The following is a 17769-nucleotide window of genomic DNA, read 5'->3' as shown; positions in this document are numbered from 1 at the left end:
CGGAAACAGCCTCAGGCCTTCTCGGCGACCAGGGCGCGCACGGCCTCGATCGCCTGCGGCACGGCCGCGGCGTCCTGGCCGCCGCCCTGGGCGACGTCGTCCTTGCCGCCACCGCCGCCGCCGAGCGTCTTGGCCGCGGTGCGGACCAGCTCGCCGGCCTTGATGCCGTGCTCGCGCGCGGCCTCGTTGGTGGCGATGACCGTCAGCGGACGGCCGTTCGCCACGGTGAACAGCGCGACGACGGCCGAGCGGCCGCCCTGGCCGACGCGGTTGCGCACGTCCAGGACCAGCTTGCGCAGGTCGTCGGCGCCGGTGCCGTCCGGCACCTGACCGGTGACGAGCGCGGTGCCGCGCACGTCCTCGGCGCCCTCGGCCAGCCCGGCGGCGGCCGCGAGCACCTTCTCGGCGCGGAAGCGCTCGATCTCCTTCTCGGCGTCCTTGAGCTTGGCGAGCATCCCGGAGATCTTCTCCGGCAGCTCCTCCGGACGGCCCTTGACCAGCTCGGTCAGCTGGGCGACGACCGTGTGCTCGCGGGCGAGGAAGTTGTAGGCGTCCACGCCCACCAGCGCCTCGACGCGGCGCACGCCGGAGCCGATGGAGGACTCGCCGAGCAGCTTCACCAGACCCAGCTGGGCGGTGTTCTGCACGTGGGTGCCGCCGCACAGCTCCTTGGAGAAGTCGCCGATGGTGACGACACGGACCTTCTCGCCGTACTTCTCGCCGAACTCGGCGATGGCGCCGGCCTTCTTGGCCTCGTCGATGCCCATGATCTCGGCGGTGACGTCGAGCTCGCGGGAGAGCACCTCGTTGATCTTCTGCTCGACGTCGGTCAGCACCGTGCCGGGGACGGCGGTCGGCGAGCCGAAGTCGAAGCGGAAGCGGCCCGGGGAGTTCTCCGAACCGGCCTGGGCGGCCGTGGGGCCGAGCGCGTCACGCAGCGCCTGGTGCGTCAGGTGGGTGGCGCTGTGGGCGCGGGCGATGGCCCGGCGGCGGCGCACGTCGATCTCGGCGTGGACGGGCGCGCCCACGGTGACCTCGCCGACCTGGACGACACCCTTGTGCACGACCACGCCGGGGACCGGCTTCTGCACGTCGTGGATCTCGATGACGGCGCCGGTGTCGGTCTTGATCCGGCCGTGGTCGGCGAGCTGGCCGCCGCCCTCGGCGTAGAACGGGGTGCGGTCGAGCACGAGCTCGACGTCGTCGCCCTCGGACGCGGCCGGGGAGGAGACCCCGTCGACCAGCAGGCCGACGACGGAGGCCTCGGTGACGTTGTTGTTGTAGCCGGTGAACTCGGTCTCGCCGGCGCTGTCGGCGATCGAGCGGTAGGCGTGGACGTCCGCGTGGCCGGTCTTCTTGGCCTTGGCGTCGGCCTTGGCGCGGTCGCGCTGCTCCTTCATCAGACGGCGGAAGCCGTCCTCGTCGACGGAGACGCCCTGCTCGGCCGCGATCTCCAGGGTGAGGTCGATCGGGAAGCCGTAGGTGTCGTGCAGCTGGAAGGCGTTCTGGCCGGACAGCACCGTGCCGCCGCCGGAGCGGGTCTCGGTGATGGCGGTGTCGAGGATGTTGGTGCCCGCGCGCAGCGTCTTGAGGAAGGTGGCCTCCTCGGCGAGCGCGACGGTCTCGACGCGCTTGCGGTCGGTGACCAGCTCCGGGTACTGCTGGCCCATCGTGGTGATCACGACGTCGAGCAGCTGCTCGACGACCGGGCCGGTGGCGCCGAGGATGCGCATGTTGCGGATGGCGCGGCGCATGATGCGGCGCAGCACGTATCCGCGGCCCTCGTTGCCGGGGGTGACGCCGTCGCCGATGAGCATGGCGGAGGTGCGCATGTGGTCGGCGACCACGCGCAGCGAGACGTCCGAGGCGTGGGCGGCGCCGTACTTGACGCCGGTCAGCTCGGTGGCCTTGTCGATGACGACGCGCAGGGTGTCCGTCTCGTACATGTTGCGGACGTCCTGGAGGATCATCGCCAGGCGCTCGAGACCGAGGCCGGTGTCGATGTTCTTGGCCGGGAGGTCGCCCAGGATCGGGAAGTCCTCCTTGCCGTCGCCCGCGCCGCGCTCGTACTGCATGAAGACCAGGTTCCAGATCTCCACGTAGCGCTCGTCGTTGACGGCCGGGCCGCCCTCGACGCCGAACTCCGGTCCGCGGTCGTAGTTGATCTCCGAGCACGGGCCGCAGGGGCCGGGGACGCCCATGGACCAGAAGTTGTCCTTCTTGCCCAGGCGCTGGATGCGCTCGGCGGGGACGCCGATCACGTCACGCCAGATCTGCTCGGCCTCGTCGTCGTCCAGGTAGACGGTGACCCACAGGCGCTCCGGGTCCAGGCCGTAGCCACCGTCGGCGACGGAGGAGGTCAGCAGCTCCCACGCGTACTTGATGGCTCCTTCCTTGAAGTAGTCGCCGAAGGAGAAGTTGCCGCACATCTGGAAGAAGGTGCCGTGCCGGGTGGTCTTGCCGACCTCCTCGATGTCCGGCGTGCGCACGCACTTCTGCACGCTGGTGGCGCGCGGGAACGGCGGCTTGACCTCACCCAGGAAGTAGGGCTTGAACGGCACCATGCCGGCCGGGACCAGCAGCAGGGTGGGGTCGTCGGCGATGAGCGACGCCGAGGGGACGACGGTGTGGCCGCGCTCCTCGAAGAAGCGCAGCCAGCGGCGGCGGATCTCAGCCGACTCCATTACAGGTCCTCATTCCGGTCGAGCTTGATGGTGGTGTGACTCTGGAGTTCCAGGGGCGCCCGGTCGATCGACTCGGCGGGCGCGGGCGCGCTGCCTCGCGGCAGCGCGGAGCGGACCGCGGCGGCGCGCAGCACCTTCGCGTCCTCGGTGTAGCCGGGGGTGGCCAGCACGCTGCCGTCGAGGCCGAGCTGACGGTTCAGCTCCAGCTCCCGCTGGAGCATGCCGGCCTTCACCTCGTCCCTGAAGTGGCGCACGGCTCGGCCGACTTCGAGCGAGCCGAGGGCCGCGCCCTCGGCCAGGCTGCCGGGAGTGAGCGAACGGGCCACGCGGTTCGCCTTGTTGATGGTCCAGACGGTGGCGCCTGCGCCCACCGCCATCCAGAAGATCCTGCGCATCGGCTCAGCTCCTCCTTCCCAGGCCCACCAGGCGCAGCAGCCCGTTGCGGCGCACCGTCACCCGCTGCACCTCGGCCTTCACCATCCGCTCGATGATCTCCCGCTCCGACTGGTGCGGGACGTACTTCTCCGGCCGCCCGGCCGCGCGCTGCTTGGCCACGGCGCTGCGGACGCCGTAGCTGAAGGCGGAGAGCTTGACCAGCGGGCCGCCGAGCGTCGCGGCCATCGTCGAGGAGAGCGCCTGCGCGTTCGCGGCGGCGTCCTGCACGTCCGCGGTGATCGCGTCGACGCGGGTGAGCTGGTCGTTGGCCGCGCGCAGCGTCTGGGCGGCCTCGTCGAGCAGCGGCACGGCGCGCTCGGTCACCGCCTCGACGAGCACGGTCGCCTCCCGCAGCGCGCGGGCGAGCCGGACCAGGACCACGGCGAGGAGGGTGACCAGCACCGCCCAGAACACGGCGACGACGAGGCCCGCAACCTCTCCACCCGACACCTTGGCGCTCCCTCGCAGCAAAAGCCGTTCTATCTGCGAAACCCTATCGCGAAGCGGACCGAGTTCCCGACTGGAACCGGGGCCACGCGCTGGCCATATCACCGAAGGGGCGGCGTCATCGGTAGGTCGGTGGTTTCCGGTATGCGCAAGTGGAGCGCTCCGTAACCTACCGATCAGTCATCTCGTTGAGCCGTTCAGGGGTAGGAGATGTGCCACCTCGAAGGGGGTCCCATGCCAGGCACCGGCAATCTGCCCGCCGAGCTCACCGGGTTCGTGGGTCGACGGGTCGAGCTCGCCGCCGCACGGCGGCTGCTGCGCCGCTGGCGGCTGGTGACGGTCGTGGGCGCCGGCGGGGTCGGCAAGAGCCGGCTCGCCCGGCGTGTCGCCGCGTCCGCGACGCCGGACTTCCCGGACGGCTGCTGGCTGGTGCCCTGTGCCGAGTTGAGCGATCCCGCGCTCCTCGCGCACGCCGTCGCCGAGGCGCTGCGGCTGACCGACAGCACCACCCGTCCCGCCGTCGAGGTGCTGCGGGACTTCCTCTCCCATCGCGAGGCCCTGCTCCTGGTGCTCGACGGCTGCGAGCACCTGGTCGTGCAGGCCGCCCCGCTCCTGGCCGCACTGCTCGCCGCCGCGCCCGGGCTGACGGTGCTGGCCACGAGCCGCGAGCCGCTGCGCGTGGAGGGCGAACAGCTGCTCCAGCTCGACCCGCTGCCCACCGAGGGGCCCCGCCCCGACGCCGTCGCCCTCTTCGCCGAGCGTGCCGCGTCCGCCCTGCCCGGCTTCGCCGTCACCGCCGACAACGTCGAGCAGGTCACGGCGCTGTGCCGGCGGCTGGACGGCATCCCGCTGGCGCTGGAGCTCGCGGCGGGGCGGCTGCCCGTGCTGTCCGTCCAGCAGATCTCCGAGCGGCTCGACGACCGCTTCCGCGTGCTGACCGGGGGCGCCCGCACCGCGCTGCCGCGTCACCAGACGCTGCGCACCGCGATCGGCTGGAGCCACGAGTTGTGCACGCCGCAGGAGCGGTTGCTGTGGGCACGGCTCACGGTCTTCGTCGGCTCCTTCGACCTGGAGGCGGCCCAGTACGTCTGTGCGGGCCAGGGCCTCAGCGCGGACCAGGTGCTGGAGATCCTCGGCGCGCTGGTCGCCAAGTCCGTGGTCCTGCGCGAGCCCGGCCTGGTCGACGGGGACGCCCGCTTCCGGATGCTCGACACGCTGCGCGAGTACGGCGCGCAGTGGCTGCGCGCCTCCACCGCCGAGCCGCTGCTGCGCCGCCGTCACCGTGACTGGTACCTGGGCCTGGCCACCTGGGGCGAGGTGGAGTGGTTCAGCCCGCGCCAGCTGGAGACGTCGGTGCGCACCGAGGCCGCCCACAGCAACCTGCGCGCCGCGCTGGAGTACTGCCTGGTGGAGCCGGGCGAGGAGCAGTTGGCGCTCTTCCTGGCCGGGACCCTCTGGTACTTCTGGGTGGGCTGCGGCCACCTCGGCGAGGGCCGGGTCTGGCTGGACCGCGCGCTGGAGCTCTCCCCCGAGCCGACGGAGGCGCGGGCCAAGGCCCTGTGGGTGACGGGCTACCTGTCGATCCTCCAGGGCGACCGGCTGCACGCGCTGGCCCTGCTGGAGGAGTGCCGCCAGCAGGCCCTCGACACGGGCGACGACCGCGCGCTGGCCTACGCCGTCCACCGGCAGGGCTGCGCCGCCCTGATCGCCGACGACCTGGACCGGGCGGTCGAGCTGTTCGACGAGGCGCTGTGGCACTACGACCAGCTCGGCGAGCTGAACAGCAACGTGCTGATGGGCATGTTCGAGCTGGGCCTGGCCCACACCTTCCGCGGCGACGCGGCCACCGGCGCGGCCTGGATCGGCAAGGTGCTGGCCGAGTGCGTGCGGTTCGGCGAGCGCTGGGCCTACGCCTACGGGCTCTTCGCCTCCGCCTACGCGGCCTGGTCGGTGGGGGACGTGACGGCCGCGCGGGAGCGGGCGCGCGAGTGCGTCCGGCTCAACCACGCGTTCCGCGACCTGGTCGGCCTGGTGCTGGGCGTGGAGCTGCTGGCCCTGCTGGCCACGGAGCCGGACGAGCAGGGCGCGGCGGGCGACCTGCGGGAGGCGGCGCTGCTCCAGGGCGCGGCGCACACGCTGTGGCGCTCGGTCGGCGAGCCCCTGTTCGGCTCCGGCAGCTTCAACGCCGCGCACGAGGTCTGCGACCGACGGGTCCGGGAGGGCCTGCCGGCGGGCGAGTGCGCCGAATCGTTCCGTCTCGGCACGAGCCTCGCCCTCGACGAGGTCGTCGGCCACGCCCTGCGCACCCCGCCGCGCGCGGTGGCTCCGACAGCACAGCGCCCCCACGGCCCGAAGGCCGTGGGGGCGCTGCGAGAACCGCTCGCGGGTCAGCGCGAGTAGTACTCGACGACGAGCTGCTCGTCGCAGATGACCGGAACCTCACGCCGCTGGGGCAGACGGTCCAGACGGAAGGCCAGGGCCTTCAGGTTGACCTCGAGGTACTTCGCGGTCTGACCCTCACCCGCGTTGCCACCCTCACGGGCGACGACGAACGGGGTCTTCTCCTTGGAGCGCTCGCGGACCGTGACGACGAAGCCGGGCTTCATCTGGTACGACGGGCGGTTGACCTTGGCGCCGTTGACCTCGATGTGGCCGTGGACGACCATCTGACGGGCCTGGTAGATGGTGCGGGCGATGCCCGAACGCAGGACCAGGGCGTCGAGGCGGGTCTCCAGCAGGGCGACGAGCGCCTCACCGGTCTTGCCCTCGACCTTGCGGGCACGGTCGAACGCGCGCGAGAGCTGGGTCTCGGACAGGTCGTACTGGGCGCGCAGACGCTGCTTCTCGACCAGACGGACCTTGTAGTCCGAGTTCTGCTTGCGGCCACGGCCGTGCTGACCCGGCGGGTACGGGCGAGCCTCGAAGTACTTGACGGACTTCGGGGTCAGCGGAATGCCCAGGGCGCGGGCAATCTTGACCTTGGGACGCTTCTGGTTCGCCATGAACCATTACCTCTTTCGGTTGTTACTGGCTCACCGCTGTTGAAGGAGGTCGCTTCTCGCGATCGAGGGAGAGCCGCTCCCAGGACCGGGCACAACGTGCTGCACGCGAGTGGCCCACCGCCCCGTGAGGGTGGTGGGCTGCACGCGACACCCAGAGGGTGCGCAACGCTCCTGCCGCTCGCCCTCGCGGGCGGGCGGCCTGTATGACGCCCCGCCGGTGATGCCGCGTCTTGCGACGCGGCACGGGACATCTCGCTCGGGCCAGTTTACATGGGCGAGGAGTTGCACCTTCCCCCAGGGGCGCGAGGAACTGCGCGAGAAACCACCGGCATGCGGATGGCCCTGCGCGTTCGGGGCTCTACCTACGTGGGTGGCTTGTCGCGCCCACGCGGCGGAGCCGCATATCGGCAGAGCCCCGTCCCCCTGGAGAGTGCAGCGTCAACGCCATTGACACTGGCATTGACTCCGTTCAGGGTGTCCGCATGGACTCACTCGAACTCGCCTACCTCCCCGCCACCGACGCCCTGCGCGCCTTCCGCTCCCGGCAACTGTCGCCGGTGGAGCTCATGGAAGCCGTCATCGCGCGAGCGAACCGCACCGAGCCGGACGTCAACTGCCTCAGCGAGCGGCTCTTCGAGGAGGGCCTCGCCGCCGCGCGGGAGGCGGAGAAGCGTTACGCCGGCCACGGCCCCGCCCCGCGCGCGCTGGAGGGGCTGCCCGTCGCCGCCAAGGACGAGCACCCGATCGCGGGACGCCTGTGCACCGAGGGCTCGCTGCTGCTCGCGAACGAGGTCGCCGAGGAGACCCACCCGGTGATCACCCGCGTGCAAGCCGCCGGCGGCATCATCCACGCGCGCACCACCACCCCCGAGTTCTGCTGCGCCGCGTTCACGCAGTCCAAGCTGTGGGGCGTCACCCGCAACCCGTGGTCGCTCGCCCACTCCTGCGGCGGCAGCTCCGGCGGTTCCGGCGCCGCGCTCGCGGCGGGCAACGCGCCGCTGGCGACGGGCTCGGACATCGGCGGGTCGATCCGGATCCCGGCCTCGTTCAACGGAGTCGTCGGCTTCAAGCCGCCCTACGGCCGGGTGCCGGCGATGCCGCCGTTCAACCTGGACACCTTCTGCCACGACGGCCCGATGGCCCGCACGGTCACAGACACCGCGCTGCTCCAGAACACCATCGCCGGTCCGTGGCCGGGCGACGTGGTCTCGCTGCGGCCCAAGCTGGAGCTGCCGCTGTCCTACGAGGGCGTCGCGGGCCTGCGGATCGCGCTCTGCGTCAACCTGGGCGACTACGACGTGGACCCGGATGTCGAGGCCAACACCCGCGCCGTCGCCGAGGCGCTGCGCGAGGCCGGGGCGGTCGTCGAGGAGGTGCGGCTCGGCTGGACCCGCGAGCTGCTCGACCAGGCGGCGTGGGCGCACTTCGGCGCCATCTTCGGTCCGTCCATCGGCCAGGCCGCCGCCGAGTCCCCGGAGCTGCTGACCGGCTACGCCCGCGCGTTCGCCGAGCGGGCCGCCGAGGCCGCCGGGAAGATCACCTTCCTGGAGGGCCTGGAGCTGGAGGGCCGCCTCTACGCCGAGCTCGGCGCGGTGCTGGAGCGCTACGACGCGCTGCTCTGCCCGACCACGGCGGTACCCGCGCTCGCGGCCGACGACGAGTACACGCAGACCGGGCTCTCCATCGCCGGGGTGGAGCAGGAGCACTACATGGCGATGGCGATGACCATCGGCTTCAACATCTGCTCGCGCTGCCCGGTGCTCTCGGTGCCGTCCGGCTTCGCCGCCAACGGCGTGCCGACGGGCGTGCAGATCGTCGGCCGGACCTACGACGACGCGACGGTGTTCCGCGTCGGCACGGCCGTCGAGCAGCTGCGCCCGTGGGCCTACGTCTCAGGCCGGCGTCCCCTTGTCGGGTGACGCGTCGGCTGCTCCCGGCGGGGTCTCGCCGCGCAGCCGGGCGCGCGTCCAGGTGACCGCGTCCGCATAGCGGGCCTCGGCGCCGTGGCGGGTCGGGCGGTAGTACTGCCGCCCGTGCACGGCGTCGGGGGCGTACTGCTGGGCGGCGATACCCTCGGGCAGGTCGTGCGGATAGACGTAGCCCTGGGCGTGGCCGAGCTTCTTCGCCCCCGCGTAGTGCCCGTCCCGCAGGTGTGCCGGGACGGGCCCGGCCAGCCCGCCGCGCACGTCGGCCAGGGCCTCGCCGATGGCGACCGTGGCCGTATTGGACTTGGGCGCGAGCGCGAGCGCGATCACCGCGTGCGAGAGCGTCAGCGAGGCCTCCGGGAAGCCGATCATCGCGACGGCCTGCGCGGCGGCCACGGCGGTCGGCAGGGCCGTCGGATCGGCGACGCCGATGTCCTCGCTGGCGGAGATCATCAGCCGCCGGGCGATGAAGCGCGGGTCCTCGCCCGCCTCGATCATCCGGGCGAGGTAGTGCAGGGCGGCGTCGACGTCGCTGCCCCGGATCGACTTGATCAGCGCGCTGGCGACGTCGTAGTGCTGGTCGCCGTCCTTGTCGTAGCGGACCGCGGCGCGGTTGACGGCCGTCTCGGTCAGCTCCAGCGTGACGACCGGCGCCCGCTCCTCGATGGCCGCGCCGGCGGCGGCCTCCAGCGAGGTCAGCGCCTTGCGGGCGTCCCCGCCCGCGATCCGCACGAGGTGGTCCTCGGCGTCCTCGGCGAGCTCGACCGCGCCGCCGAGCCCGCGCTCGTCGGTGACGGCGCGCCGCAGCAGGGCGCGGATGTCGTCGTCGGTGAGCGACTCCAGCGTGAGCAGCAGCGAGCGGGAGAGCAGCGGCGAGATCACGGAGAAGTACGGGTTCTCGGTGGTGGCGGCGATCAGCGTGACCCAGCGGTTCTCGACGGCGGGCAGCAGGCTGTCCTGCTGGGCCTTGGAGAAGCGGTGGATCTCGTCGAGGAAGAGGACCGTCTCCTTGCCGGTGGTGCCGATGGTCCGGCGGGCGCCGTCGATGACCGCGCGGACCTCCTTGACCCCGGCGGTGATCGCGGAGAGCTCGACGAACCGCCGGTCGGTGGCCTGGCTGATCACGTAGGCGAGCGTGGTCTTGCCCGTGCCGGGCGGGCCCCACAGAATCACCGACGAGGTGGCGGCGGGCCCGCTCGTGGCCGCGACCAGCCGCCGCAGCGGCGATCCGGGCTTGAGCAGGTGCTGCTGCCCGGCGACCTCCTCCAGCGTGCGCGGGCGCATCCGCACCGCGAGCGGCGCGCGCCCGGGCTCCTTGGCCTGGATCTCCTCGGCTGCGGCGGTGAACAGGTCTGGCTCCACAGCGTCGACCCTACCTGCGCGCACTGACAGAAGCCGTTTGCCTATAGATCGTAGGAAACTGCATACTCATCGTAGGAAGAGCGGAGGAGAGCCATGGCACGCGCGGGACTGACGCCGGAACGGCTGACCCGGGCCGGCGCCGAACTCGCGGACGAGGCGGGGTTCGAGCAGGTGACCGTCTCGGCGGTGGCCCGGCGGTTCGACGTGAAGGCGGCCAGTCTGTACGCCCACGTCAAGAGCACCGAGGACCTGCGGACCCGGATCGCCCTGCTGGCGCTCGAGGAGCTCGCGGACCGCGTCGCCGACTCGATCGCGGGGCGAGCCGGGCGGGAGGCGCTGGCCGCCTTCGCCGCCGCGTACCGGGACTACGCCCGCGCGCACCCCGGCCGATACGCCGCCGCCCGGTACCGGCTGGACCCGGCCACAGCGGCCGCGAGCGCGGGGGTGCGTCACGCGCAGATGACCCGCGCGCTGCTGCGCGGCTACGACCTGGCCGAGCCGGAGCAGACGCACGCGGTGCGGATGCTTGGCGGCCTGGTCCACGGCTTCGTCGAACTGGAGGCGGCGGGCGGGTTCGCCCACACCGCGGTCGATCCGCAGGCGTCGTGGGACTGGACCGTCGACGCCCTCGACGCGATGCTGCGCACCCACCTCTCCTGAAAGAGAGACCCAACCATGATCACCACTCCCGTCACCGAGGAGCTGCTGCGCGGCCACCTCGACACCGAGACCACCCCTCACGGCGGCCTGCTGCCGCACCGGCTGCCCGCATGGGCGCGCAGGCAGCTGCCCGACGCCGGGTTCACCGCGATCGAGACGCAGACCTCCGGTGTGCGTCTGGCCTTCCGCACGGCGGCGACGGTCGTCGAACTCGTGACGCTGCCCACCAAGCGCGCCTACCGCGGCCTGCCGGCCACGCCCGACGGGGTCTACGACCTGCTCGTCGACGGCCGGCTGACGGCGCAGGCGAGCGTGGCGGGCGGCCGCACCCGGGAGGTCGACTTCCGGACGGGCGCCACCGAGGTCCATGAGGGCCCGCCCGGCACGGCACGCTTCGGCGGGCTCCCCGCCGGCGAGAAGACCGTCGAGATCTGGCTGCCCTACAACGAGACCACCGAGCTGCTGACGCTGCGCACGGACGCGCCCGTCGGCCCCGCGCCCGACAGCGGTCGGCGACGCTGGCTGCACCACGGCAGCTCGATCAGCCACGGTTCGAACGCCGCGAGCCCGACCACGATCTGGCCGGCGCTGGCTGCCGCCGCGGGCGGCGTCGACCTGGTGAACCTGGGCTTCGGTGGCAACGCGGTGCTCGACCCGTTCACCGCGCGCACGATGCGCGACCAGCCCGCCGACCTGATCAGCGTCAAGCTCGGCATCAACGTCGTCAACACCGACGCGATGCGGCTGCGCGCCTTCGCTCCCGCCGTGCACGGTTTCCTCGACACCCTGCGCGAGGGGCACCCGGAGACTCCGCTGCTGGTCGTCTCGCCGCTGCTGTGCCCGTTCCACGAGGACACCCCCGGCCCGCTGATGCCTGTCTTCGGCGAGGGGACGGTCCGTTTCGAGCCCAGCGGCGATCCGGCGGAACGCGCCGCGGGGCGGCTGACGCTCACCGTCATCCGCGAGGTCATGGCCAGGATCGTCGCCGAGCGCGCCGATGACGACCAGCATCTGCACTACCTCGACGGCCGTCGGCTCTACGGGCAGGCCGAGCACGACGAGTTCCCCCTGCCCGATGGTCTCCACCCGGACGCGGCCGCGCACCGCCGCATCGGTGAGAACTTCGCCCGCCTGGCCTTCGGCGCGGACGGCCCGTTCGCGCCGGTGCGATGAGGACCTACCGCCAGCGGTAGGCGAGTTCCGGCCTGCCCACCTGGCCGTACTGCGGTTCGCGGCGGGCTCGGCCGGTCTCGACGAGGTGCTCCAGGTAGCGGCGGGCCGTGATCCGCGAGACTCCGGCCGCCGCGCCGACGGCCGCTGCCGACAGCCCGGCGTCCGCCTTCCGCAGGACGGTGGCGACGGCGTCGAGCGTCGGGGTGGTCAGCCCCTTGGGCAGCGTCGTGCCGTGCGGGGAGCGCAGTTCGGCGAACGCCCGGTCCACCTCGTCCTGGCCGAGCGCCTCGCCCTCGCGGGACAGGCTCGCGCGGTAGCGCGCGTAGCGGGCGAGCCGGTCCCGCAGCGTCGCGGCAGCGAAGGGCTTGAGCAGGTACTGCACGACGCCGATCGAGACCGCGCGCCGCACGGTCGCCAGGTCCCGCGCCGAGGTCACGGCGACGACGTCCGCGCCGTGACCCGCGCTGCGGATCGCGCGGACCAGGTCCAGGCCGTGCCCGTCGGGGAGGTACAGGTCGAGCAGGATCAGTGCGACCGGCACGCCCTCGCGCCGCGCACGCTCCAGGAAGCGCAGGGCCTCGGCCGTGCTGTGGGCGACGCCCGCGCAGCGGAAGCCGTCCGCGCGGTCGACGTAGCTGCCGTGCGCCTCGGCCGCGACCGGGTCGTCCTCGACGACCAGCACGTCGATCATTCGCTCACCCCCCGCTGGAGCGGGATGCGCACGGTCAGCACCGCGCCACGGCCGCCGTCGCCGACGCTCCCGACCTCCACGCGCCCGCCGTTGCGGCGCGCGGCCTGCGCGACGAGCGCGAGACCGATCCCTCTCCCCCGCGCCTGCTCCGGCTGCTTGGTCGACCAGCCGCGCTCGAAGACCCGGTCCACGGCGTCCGGCGCGATACCGGGCCCGGTGTCGGCGACGCGCAGGAGCAGCTCCCGGCTGTCGGTGCGGGCGGTCACGGTGACGGTCGGCGGGCCCGTCTGCTCCCCCGCGCCCTCGATGGCGGCGTCGGTCGCGTTGTCGATGAGGTTGCCGAGGAGGGTCACCAGGTCGCGGGCGCTCAGGCGCTCAGGCAGCGCGTCGTCGATCCGGCTCTCCTCGGTCAGCACCAGATCGACGCCGCGCTCGGCGGCCTGCGCGGCCTTGCCGAGCAGCAGCGCGGCCAGCACGGGCTCGTTGACCGCGCCCACGACGCGGTCGGTGAGTTGCTGGGCAAGCTCCAGTTCGGCGGTGGCGAAGTCGACGGCCTGCCGGTGGCGGCCGGTCTCGATCAGCGACACGACGGCGTGCAGGCGGTTGGCCGACTCGTGCGCCTGCGCGCTCAGCGCCTCGGCGAAGCCCCGCGCCGAGTCCAACTCGCCACTGAGCGCTTGCAGTTCGGTGTGATCCCGGAGGGTGACCACGGTTCCGAGGCCGGCGTGATGGTCGCTGCCGTCCCCGATCGGCGAGGTGTTGACCACCACGACGCGATCGGCGGTGAGGTGCAGCTGGTCGCGGACCGGTTCGTCCCCCGCGACGGCCGCGCGCAGCGGCCCGGGGAGGTCGAGTTCGGCGAACGGCCGTCCTTCCGCCGGGCCGGCCAGGCCGAGCAGCTCGCGGGCCGCGTCGTTGCAGAGCACGACCGTCCCCGCGCGGTCCAGCAGCACCAGACCCTCGCGGACGGAGTGCAGCGTCGCCTGGTGGTACTCGTACAGGTGGCTCAGCTCGGCCGCGCCCATCCCGTGGGTGTGCCGCCGCAGGCGGCGGTTGGCGAGCCAGGTGCCGAACCCGCCGAGCGCGAGCGCGGCCGCCGCGACCGCGACCAGCGCCGTGAGCGCACCCCGGAGCTCGCCGCTGAGCTGCCGGACGGTGATGCCGACGCTGACCAGCGCGACGACCTTGCCGCCGGCGTCCCGCACCGGCGCGACCGCGCGCACGGAGGGGCCCAGGGTCCCGGTGTAGGTCTCGGTGAACGTCCGCCCGGCGAGGGCGGGTTCGATGTGCCCGAGGAAGTGCCTGCCGATCTCGGTGGGGTCGGGGTGCGTCCAGCGGACCCCGTGGGTGTCCATGATCGTGACGAAGTCGACGTGCGCGTCCCGGGTGACGCGGAGCGAGTAGGGCTGCAACAGCGCGGTCGGATCCGCTCCCTGGACGGCCTGCGCCACGCTCGGCGCGTCGGCGACCGCCGTGGCCGTCGCGGACACCTGCTGCTCCGCGGCCTGCTCGGCGCGGTCGCTGGTCAGCACGTACGCGAGCACCGCACCGCCGGCCACCACCACCGCGACGATCAGCACCTGCACCGCGAACAACTGCCCGGCCAGACTTCGCGCGACGCGATGGCGTCGGGACCGGGCAGGGGTGGTACTGGCTGGCATGTCGGCCAGTGTGCCCGGTGACCGCGCCGGATGAGTAGCCGTGCGCCGTGAACGATATGAACGCAAACGTGACGGCCGCCACGCCCGCCCGGATATTCGTCGGAACCGGCCCGCCACCTCGGGCCGGACCGGACCGGCAAAGGAGCCGCAGCCATGAGAGCGACACGGGATCGCACGCACCATCTGTACCTGGCCGTGATCGGCGCCGTCGTGCTCGGCATCGTCGTCGGCCTCGCGGCGCCGCACGTCGCCGTGCAGCTGAAGCCGCTCGGCACCGGCTTCGTGAACCTGATCAAGATGATGATCAGTCCCGTCATCCTCACCACGATCGTGCTGGGCATCGGCTCGGTCACCAAGGCGGCCAAGGTCGGCAAGGTCGGCGGCCTCGCGCTCGGCTATTTCCTCGTCATGTCGACCGTCGCGCTCGCCATCGGCCTGGTCGTCGGCAACGTCATCGACCCGGGCCACGGGCTCCACCTCACCCAGGCGCTCGCCAAGGCGGGCCACGCCCAGGCGGCGGCGGGCGGCGCCGAGGGCACCTCGGACTTCCTGCTCGGCATCATCCCGACCACCCTGGTCTCCGCCCTCACCGGCGGCCAGGTGCTCCAGACGCTGCTGGTGGCACTGCTGGCCGGCTTCGCACTCCAGTCGATGGGTGCGGCGGGCGCGCCCGTCGTGCGAGGTGTCGAGCACCTGCAGAAGCTGGTGTTCCGGGTGCTTTCGATGATCATGTGGGTGGCCCCGGTGGGCGCGTTCGGCGCGATCGCGGCGGTGGTCGGCGCGACGGGGTGGGCGGCGCTGAAGTCACTGGCCATGATCATGCTGGGCTTCTACGCCAGCTGCGCGATCTTCGTGGTGGTGGTCCTCGGGCTGATGCTGCGCGTGTTCGCGGGCGTCAACGTCTTCGCCCTGCTGAAGTACCTCGGCCGCGAGTTCCTGCTGATCCTGTCGACCTCGTCCAGCGAGAGCGCGCTGCCGCGCCTGATCGCCAAGATGGAGCACCTGGGCGTGAGCCGCCCGGTCGCGGGCATCACCGTCCCGGCGGGTTACAGCTTCAACCTGGACGGCACCGCGATCTACCTGACGATGTCCTCGCTGTTCATCGCGCAGGCGATGGACCGGCCGATGTCGCTCGGGCAGCAGATCTCGCTGCTGCTCTTCATGGTGATCGCCAGCAAGGGCGCCGCGGGCGTCACCGGCGCGGGCCTGGCCACCCTCGCGGGCGGCCTCCAGTCCCACCAGCCCGCCCTCGTCGACGGCGTCGGCCTGATCGTCGGCATCGACCGCTTCATGAGCGAGGCCCGCGCCCTGACGAACTTCGCGGGAAACGCCGTCGCCACGGTCCTCCTCGGCCACTGGACCGGCGAACTCGACCACGACCGCCTGCGTCTCGTGCTGGCCGGTCGCCTGCCCTTCGCCGAGTCGGCTGCCGCGACGGACGGCGCAACGGAGGGCGGAACGGAGGCCGGAACGGAGCCCGCGCCGGTGATGCCGGAACAGGCCCCCACCCCCGCGTAGTCGGGTCCCGGTCACAACCCGCCGGTGTTGAGCAGCAGGTTGGGCGTGTAGGTCAGGTTGTTACCGCCCTGCTCCGGCGGGTTGTTCGTGATCGCGTTCGCGGTCGCGTGGTCGAAGATCCAGGTCTTCAGCGCGGCCGAGGACACGTCCCCGTAGGTCGCCTTGTACAGCGCGGCGACTCCGGCGGCCATCGGCGCGGCCTCGGAGGTGCCGCAGGCGGTGCCGAAGACGGTGGGGATCGCGACGCCGGGCGCGTAGATCTCCCCGCCGAACGCGGTCGACCACGTCGAGGTGCAGCCGTCGGCCTGGGTGTAGGTCGAGTTGTCCGGGGCCTGGTCGGTGCGGTCCATGGCCATCACCACCAGTGCGTGGCCCGCGTTCGCGGGCGGGTTGTCGACCGCGTACCGCTCCGGCCCGTTGCCGAGGCAGATGATGAAGCAGGAGATCGGGTTGTCGTTCGCGCCCACGTTGCCGGCCGAGACCGCGACGAAGACGCCGGAGTCGGCGAGGGCGTTGACGGCCTGGGCAAGATCGTTGTCCTGGCCGATGTAGCCGGCTCCCATGTCGTTGCGGGAGATCACCGCGATCGCCGGGCTGATGTGGTGGGCGGCCACCCAGTTGATCCCGGCGAGGAAGTTGGCGTGCGGCACGTTCCCGCAGTCGGCGACCTTGACCGACCACAGCCTGACCTGGTTGGCCACGCCGTACTGGGTACCGCCGAGCACGTCGGCGACCTCGGTGCCGTGCCGGGGGTCGGCCCCGTCGGTCGCGTTCGCGGTGGGACACGGCTGCCCGTCGCCGCCGAAGGTGTCGTAGCCCAGGGCCGCACGCCCACCGAGGTCGGAGTTGCCGTAGTCGAGGCCCGAGTCGATCACGTAGGCGTTGACGCCCGCCCCGTGGGAGTGCGGCGTGTAGCTGAAGGACGTCTGCCCGGCGGCGACGGGCCCCGCCTGGGTGATCCGGGCCATGTTCCATCCGGGCCCCGGGACGACGGGGCCGTCCGCGTGGGCCGGCACGGCGAACACGGTCATCGCGAGCGCGGCGGTGCCGACGAGCAACGCCCGCAGCCGTGGCCGCCGGCGCGTGGTGGGCAGGAACGAACGCAAGGCTCCCCCTTGGTCATCGGGTCGGGTTGTCGCGTTCATCCCAACGCACTGGCCGTGCCGGCACCAGAGAATCCACGGGCCCGTGTGCGCCACTGGCGCACACACGCCACCGCCCGTAGGCTGCGCCGGTGCCGGACTTCCTGGACCCCGCGACCGACTGCGGCGCCGTCTACCACGACCTGGTCGCGCATCCCGGTGCTCCGGTGGCGGAGATCGCCGTGCGCACCGGCCGCCGGGAGCACACCGTCCGCACGGCCCTCGGCGAACTCGCCGCCCAGGATCTCGTGGTGGCGGCCGACCCGGCCGCGGACGCCTGGGACGCCCACCCGCCCACCGGCGTCGTGGAGGCGCTGCTCCAGCGGGACCTGCTGCGCCACGCCGTGGCCCGGCAGGCGGGTGCGGACCTGGAACGGCTCTACCGGCTGGCCCGGAGCGACGCCGGACACTACGACGGCCTGGAGATCGTCGAGGGCCGCGAGCGCTTCCTGGCCGCCGTCAAGCACCTCCACCGCTCCGGCCGGCACCAGGTACGGATCATCGACATGCCGCCGTACTACGGATCGGCGGCCGACAACGTCGAGTTGGAGGCGCTTCAGACCGGGCGGATGGCCGAGGGGGTGACCTACCGGACCCTCTACTACGAGGCGGCCTTCGACGACCCGATCGCGGCACCGGTGATGGCCCGCGAGATCGAGGCCGGGGAACAGGCCCGCATCCTGGCCAACCCGCCGCTCAAGCTGCTGATCCGCGACGACGACCTGGCCATCGTGCCGCTCCCGGGTGAGAGCTACCCCGATCTGGTCGCCCTGCTGGTCCGCCCCTCCCGCCTGTTCGACGTCCTCGCGGGCGTCTTCGAGTCGCTGTGGCGGTTCGCGATCCCGGCGTCGGTGGACCGCTTCGGCACCCAGCTGGACGCCCGCGACCGCCAGATCCTGACCCTGATGGCCAGCGGCGCCACGGACGAGGCCATCGCCCGCCGCCTCGGACTGGGACGGCGCACCGTGGTCCGCCGGGTCTCGGTGCTGCAACGCACCCTCGGCGCCACCACCCGCTTCCAGGCCGGCGTGCAGGCAGCGCGCCTCGGCTGGCTCTAGCCGGTCGGCCG

General features: G+C 72.6%; 14 protein-coding genes. 6 read left to right on the top strand and 8 right to left on the bottom strand.

What is annotated here, in order from left to right; translation table 11 throughout:
* Positions 1–11 precede the first annotated feature (11 nt).
* The 3 genes from alaS to ABH931_RS14580 are packed head-to-tail and all read right to left on the bottom strand — an operon-like array spanning position 12 to position 3569.
* Entirely contained in the window at positions 12–2684 is a 2673-nt protein-coding gene (gene alaS / locus ABH931_RS14590) for an alanine--tRNA ligase (protein ID WP_370113133.1), read from the bottom strand.
* Entirely contained in the window at positions 2684–3079 is a 396-nt protein-coding gene (locus ABH931_RS14585) for a DUF6167 family protein (RefSeq protein WP_370113131.1), read from the bottom strand. The genes alaS and ABH931_RS14585 overlap by 1 nt, the downstream gene beginning before the upstream one ends.
* 4 nt (positions 3080–3083) lie before the next feature.
* Positions 3084–3569: a DUF948 domain-containing protein gene (locus ABH931_RS14580; protein WP_370113129.1), complete on the bottom strand. Its 486-nt coding sequence runs from the start codon at positions 3567–3569 to the stop codon at positions 3084–3086.
* Positions 3570–3800: 231 nt separating this feature from the next.
* Here ABH931_RS14580 and ABH931_RS14575 point away from each other — a divergent pair, with 231 nt between their 5' ends.
* Positions 3801–5966: an AAA family ATPase gene (locus tag ABH931_RS14575; protein ID WP_370113127.1), complete on the top strand. Its 2166-nt coding sequence runs from the start codon at positions 3801–3803 to the stop codon at positions 5964–5966.
* Here the strand turns inward: ABH931_RS14575 and rpsD are convergent.
* A complete protein-coding gene (gene rpsD, locus ABH931_RS14570) occupies positions 5954–6568 on the bottom strand; it encodes a 30S ribosomal protein S4 (protein WP_037606475.1) in 615 nt (204 codons plus the stop codon). The genes ABH931_RS14575 and rpsD overlap by 13 nt on opposite strands.
* A 482-nt stretch (positions 6569–7050) precedes the next feature.
* On the opposite strand from rpsD, the gene ABH931_RS14565 reads away from it, so the two are divergent.
* A complete protein-coding gene (locus tag ABH931_RS14565; RefSeq protein WP_370113125.1) occupies positions 7051–8487 on the top strand; it encodes an amidase in 1437 nt (478 codons plus the stop codon).
* Here ABH931_RS14565 and ABH931_RS14560 read toward each other — a convergent pair.
* Positions 8461–9855, bottom strand: a complete 1395-nt coding sequence (locus tag ABH931_RS14560; RefSeq protein ID WP_370113124.1) for a replication-associated recombination protein A — start codon at positions 9853–9855, stop codon at positions 8461–8463. The two genes, ABH931_RS14565 and ABH931_RS14560, sit on opposite strands and share 27 nt — an antisense overlap.
* 93 nt (positions 9856–9948) lie before the next feature.
* On the opposite strand from ABH931_RS14560, the gene ABH931_RS14555 reads away from it, so the two are divergent.
* Positions 9949–10515, top strand: a complete 567-nt coding sequence (locus tag ABH931_RS14555; protein ID WP_370113122.1) for a TetR/AcrR family transcriptional regulator — start codon at positions 9949–9951, stop codon at positions 10513–10515.
* Positions 10516–10530: 15 nt separating this feature from the next.
* Positions 10531–11688, top strand: a complete 1158-nt coding sequence (locus ABH931_RS14550) for a GDSL-type esterase/lipase family protein (RefSeq protein WP_370113120.1) — start codon at positions 10531–10533, stop codon at positions 11686–11688.
* A 4-nt stretch (positions 11689–11692) separates the two neighbouring features.
* Here the strand turns inward: ABH931_RS14550 and ABH931_RS14545 are convergent, their stop codons facing one another.
* Both ABH931_RS14545 and ABH931_RS14540 read right to left on the bottom strand, forming a co-directional pair.
* A complete protein-coding gene (locus ABH931_RS14545) occupies positions 11693–12379 on the bottom strand; it encodes a response regulator (protein WP_370113118.1) in 687 nt (228 codons plus the stop codon).
* The gene (locus ABH931_RS14540; protein WP_370113116.1) at positions 12376–14040 is read right to left on the bottom strand and encodes an ATP-binding protein; all 1665 of its coding nucleotides are present in this window, start codon (positions 14038–14040) and stop codon (positions 12376–12378) included. The genes ABH931_RS14545 and ABH931_RS14540 overlap by 4 nt, the downstream gene beginning before the upstream one ends.
* A 153-nt stretch (positions 14041–14193) precedes the next feature.
* On the opposite strand from ABH931_RS14540, the gene ABH931_RS14535 reads away from it, so the two are divergent.
* Positions 14194–15558 (top strand): cation:dicarboxylate symporter family transporter, encoded by a 1365-nt coding sequence (locus ABH931_RS14535; RefSeq protein ID WP_370113114.1) that lies wholly within the window; start codon positions 14194–14196, stop codon positions 15556–15558.
* 11 nt (positions 15559–15569) lie between these two features.
* Here ABH931_RS14535 and ABH931_RS14530 read toward each other — a convergent pair whose 3' ends face one another.
* Entirely contained in the window at positions 15570–16664 is a 1095-nt protein-coding gene (locus tag ABH931_RS14530) for a S8 family serine peptidase (RefSeq protein ID WP_370113112.1), read from the bottom strand.
* A gap of 128 nt (positions 16665–16792) precedes the next feature.
* Between ABH931_RS14530 and ABH931_RS14525 the strand changes: the two genes are divergently transcribed.
* Positions 16793–17758: a LuxR C-terminal-related transcriptional regulator gene (locus ABH931_RS14525; RefSeq protein WP_370113110.1), complete on the top strand. Its 966-nt coding sequence runs from the start codon at positions 16793–16795 to the stop codon at positions 17756–17758.
* Positions 17759–17769 lie beyond the last annotated feature (11 nt).

Source organism: Streptacidiphilus sp. MAP12-33 (genome assembly GCF_041261265.1).
Taxonomy (GTDB): domain Bacteria; phylum Actinomycetota; class Actinomycetes; order Streptomycetales; family Streptomycetaceae; genus Streptacidiphilus.
This window is presented reverse-complemented; position numbering and strand designations above follow the sequence as displayed.

Excerpts from the sequence above, each read along its gene's own strand:
- ABH931_RS14585 (WP_370113131.1), bottom strand. The coding sequence starts at position 3,079 with ATGCGCAGGATCTTCTGGATGGCGGTGGGCGCAGGCGCCACCGTCTGG.
- ABH931_RS14565 (WP_370113125.1), top strand. The coding sequence starts at position 7,051 with ATGGACTCACTCGAACTCGCCTACCTCCCCGCCACCGACGCCCTGCGC.
- alaS (WP_370113133.1), bottom strand. The coding sequence starts at position 2,684 with ATGGAGTCGGCTGAGATCCGCCGCCGCTGGCTGCGCTTCTTCGAGGAG.
- ABH931_RS14575 (WP_370113127.1), top strand. The coding sequence starts at position 3,801 with ATGCCAGGCACCGGCAATCTGCCCGCCGAGCTCACCGGGTTCGTGGGT.
- ABH931_RS14540 (WP_370113116.1), bottom strand. The coding sequence starts at position 14,040 with ATGCCAGCCAGTACCACCCCTGCCCGGTCCCGACGCCATCGCGTCGCG.
- ABH931_RS14545 (WP_370113118.1), bottom strand. The coding sequence starts at position 12,379 with ATGATCGACGTGCTGGTCGTCGAGGACGACCCGGTCGCGGCCGAGGCG.
- ABH931_RS14535 (WP_370113114.1), top strand. The coding sequence starts at position 14,194 with ATGAGAGCGACACGGGATCGCACGCACCATCTGTACCTGGCCGTGATC.
- ABH931_RS14550 (WP_370113120.1), top strand. The coding sequence starts at position 10,531 with ATGATCACCACTCCCGTCACCGAGGAGCTGCTGCGCGGCCACCTCGAC.
- rpsD (WP_037606475.1), bottom strand. The coding sequence starts at position 6,568 with ATGGCGAACCAGAAGCGTCCCAAGGTCAAGATTGCCCGCGCCCTGGGC.
- ABH931_RS14555 (WP_370113122.1), top strand. The coding sequence starts at position 9,949 with ATGGCACGCGCGGGACTGACGCCGGAACGGCTGACCCGGGCCGGCGCC.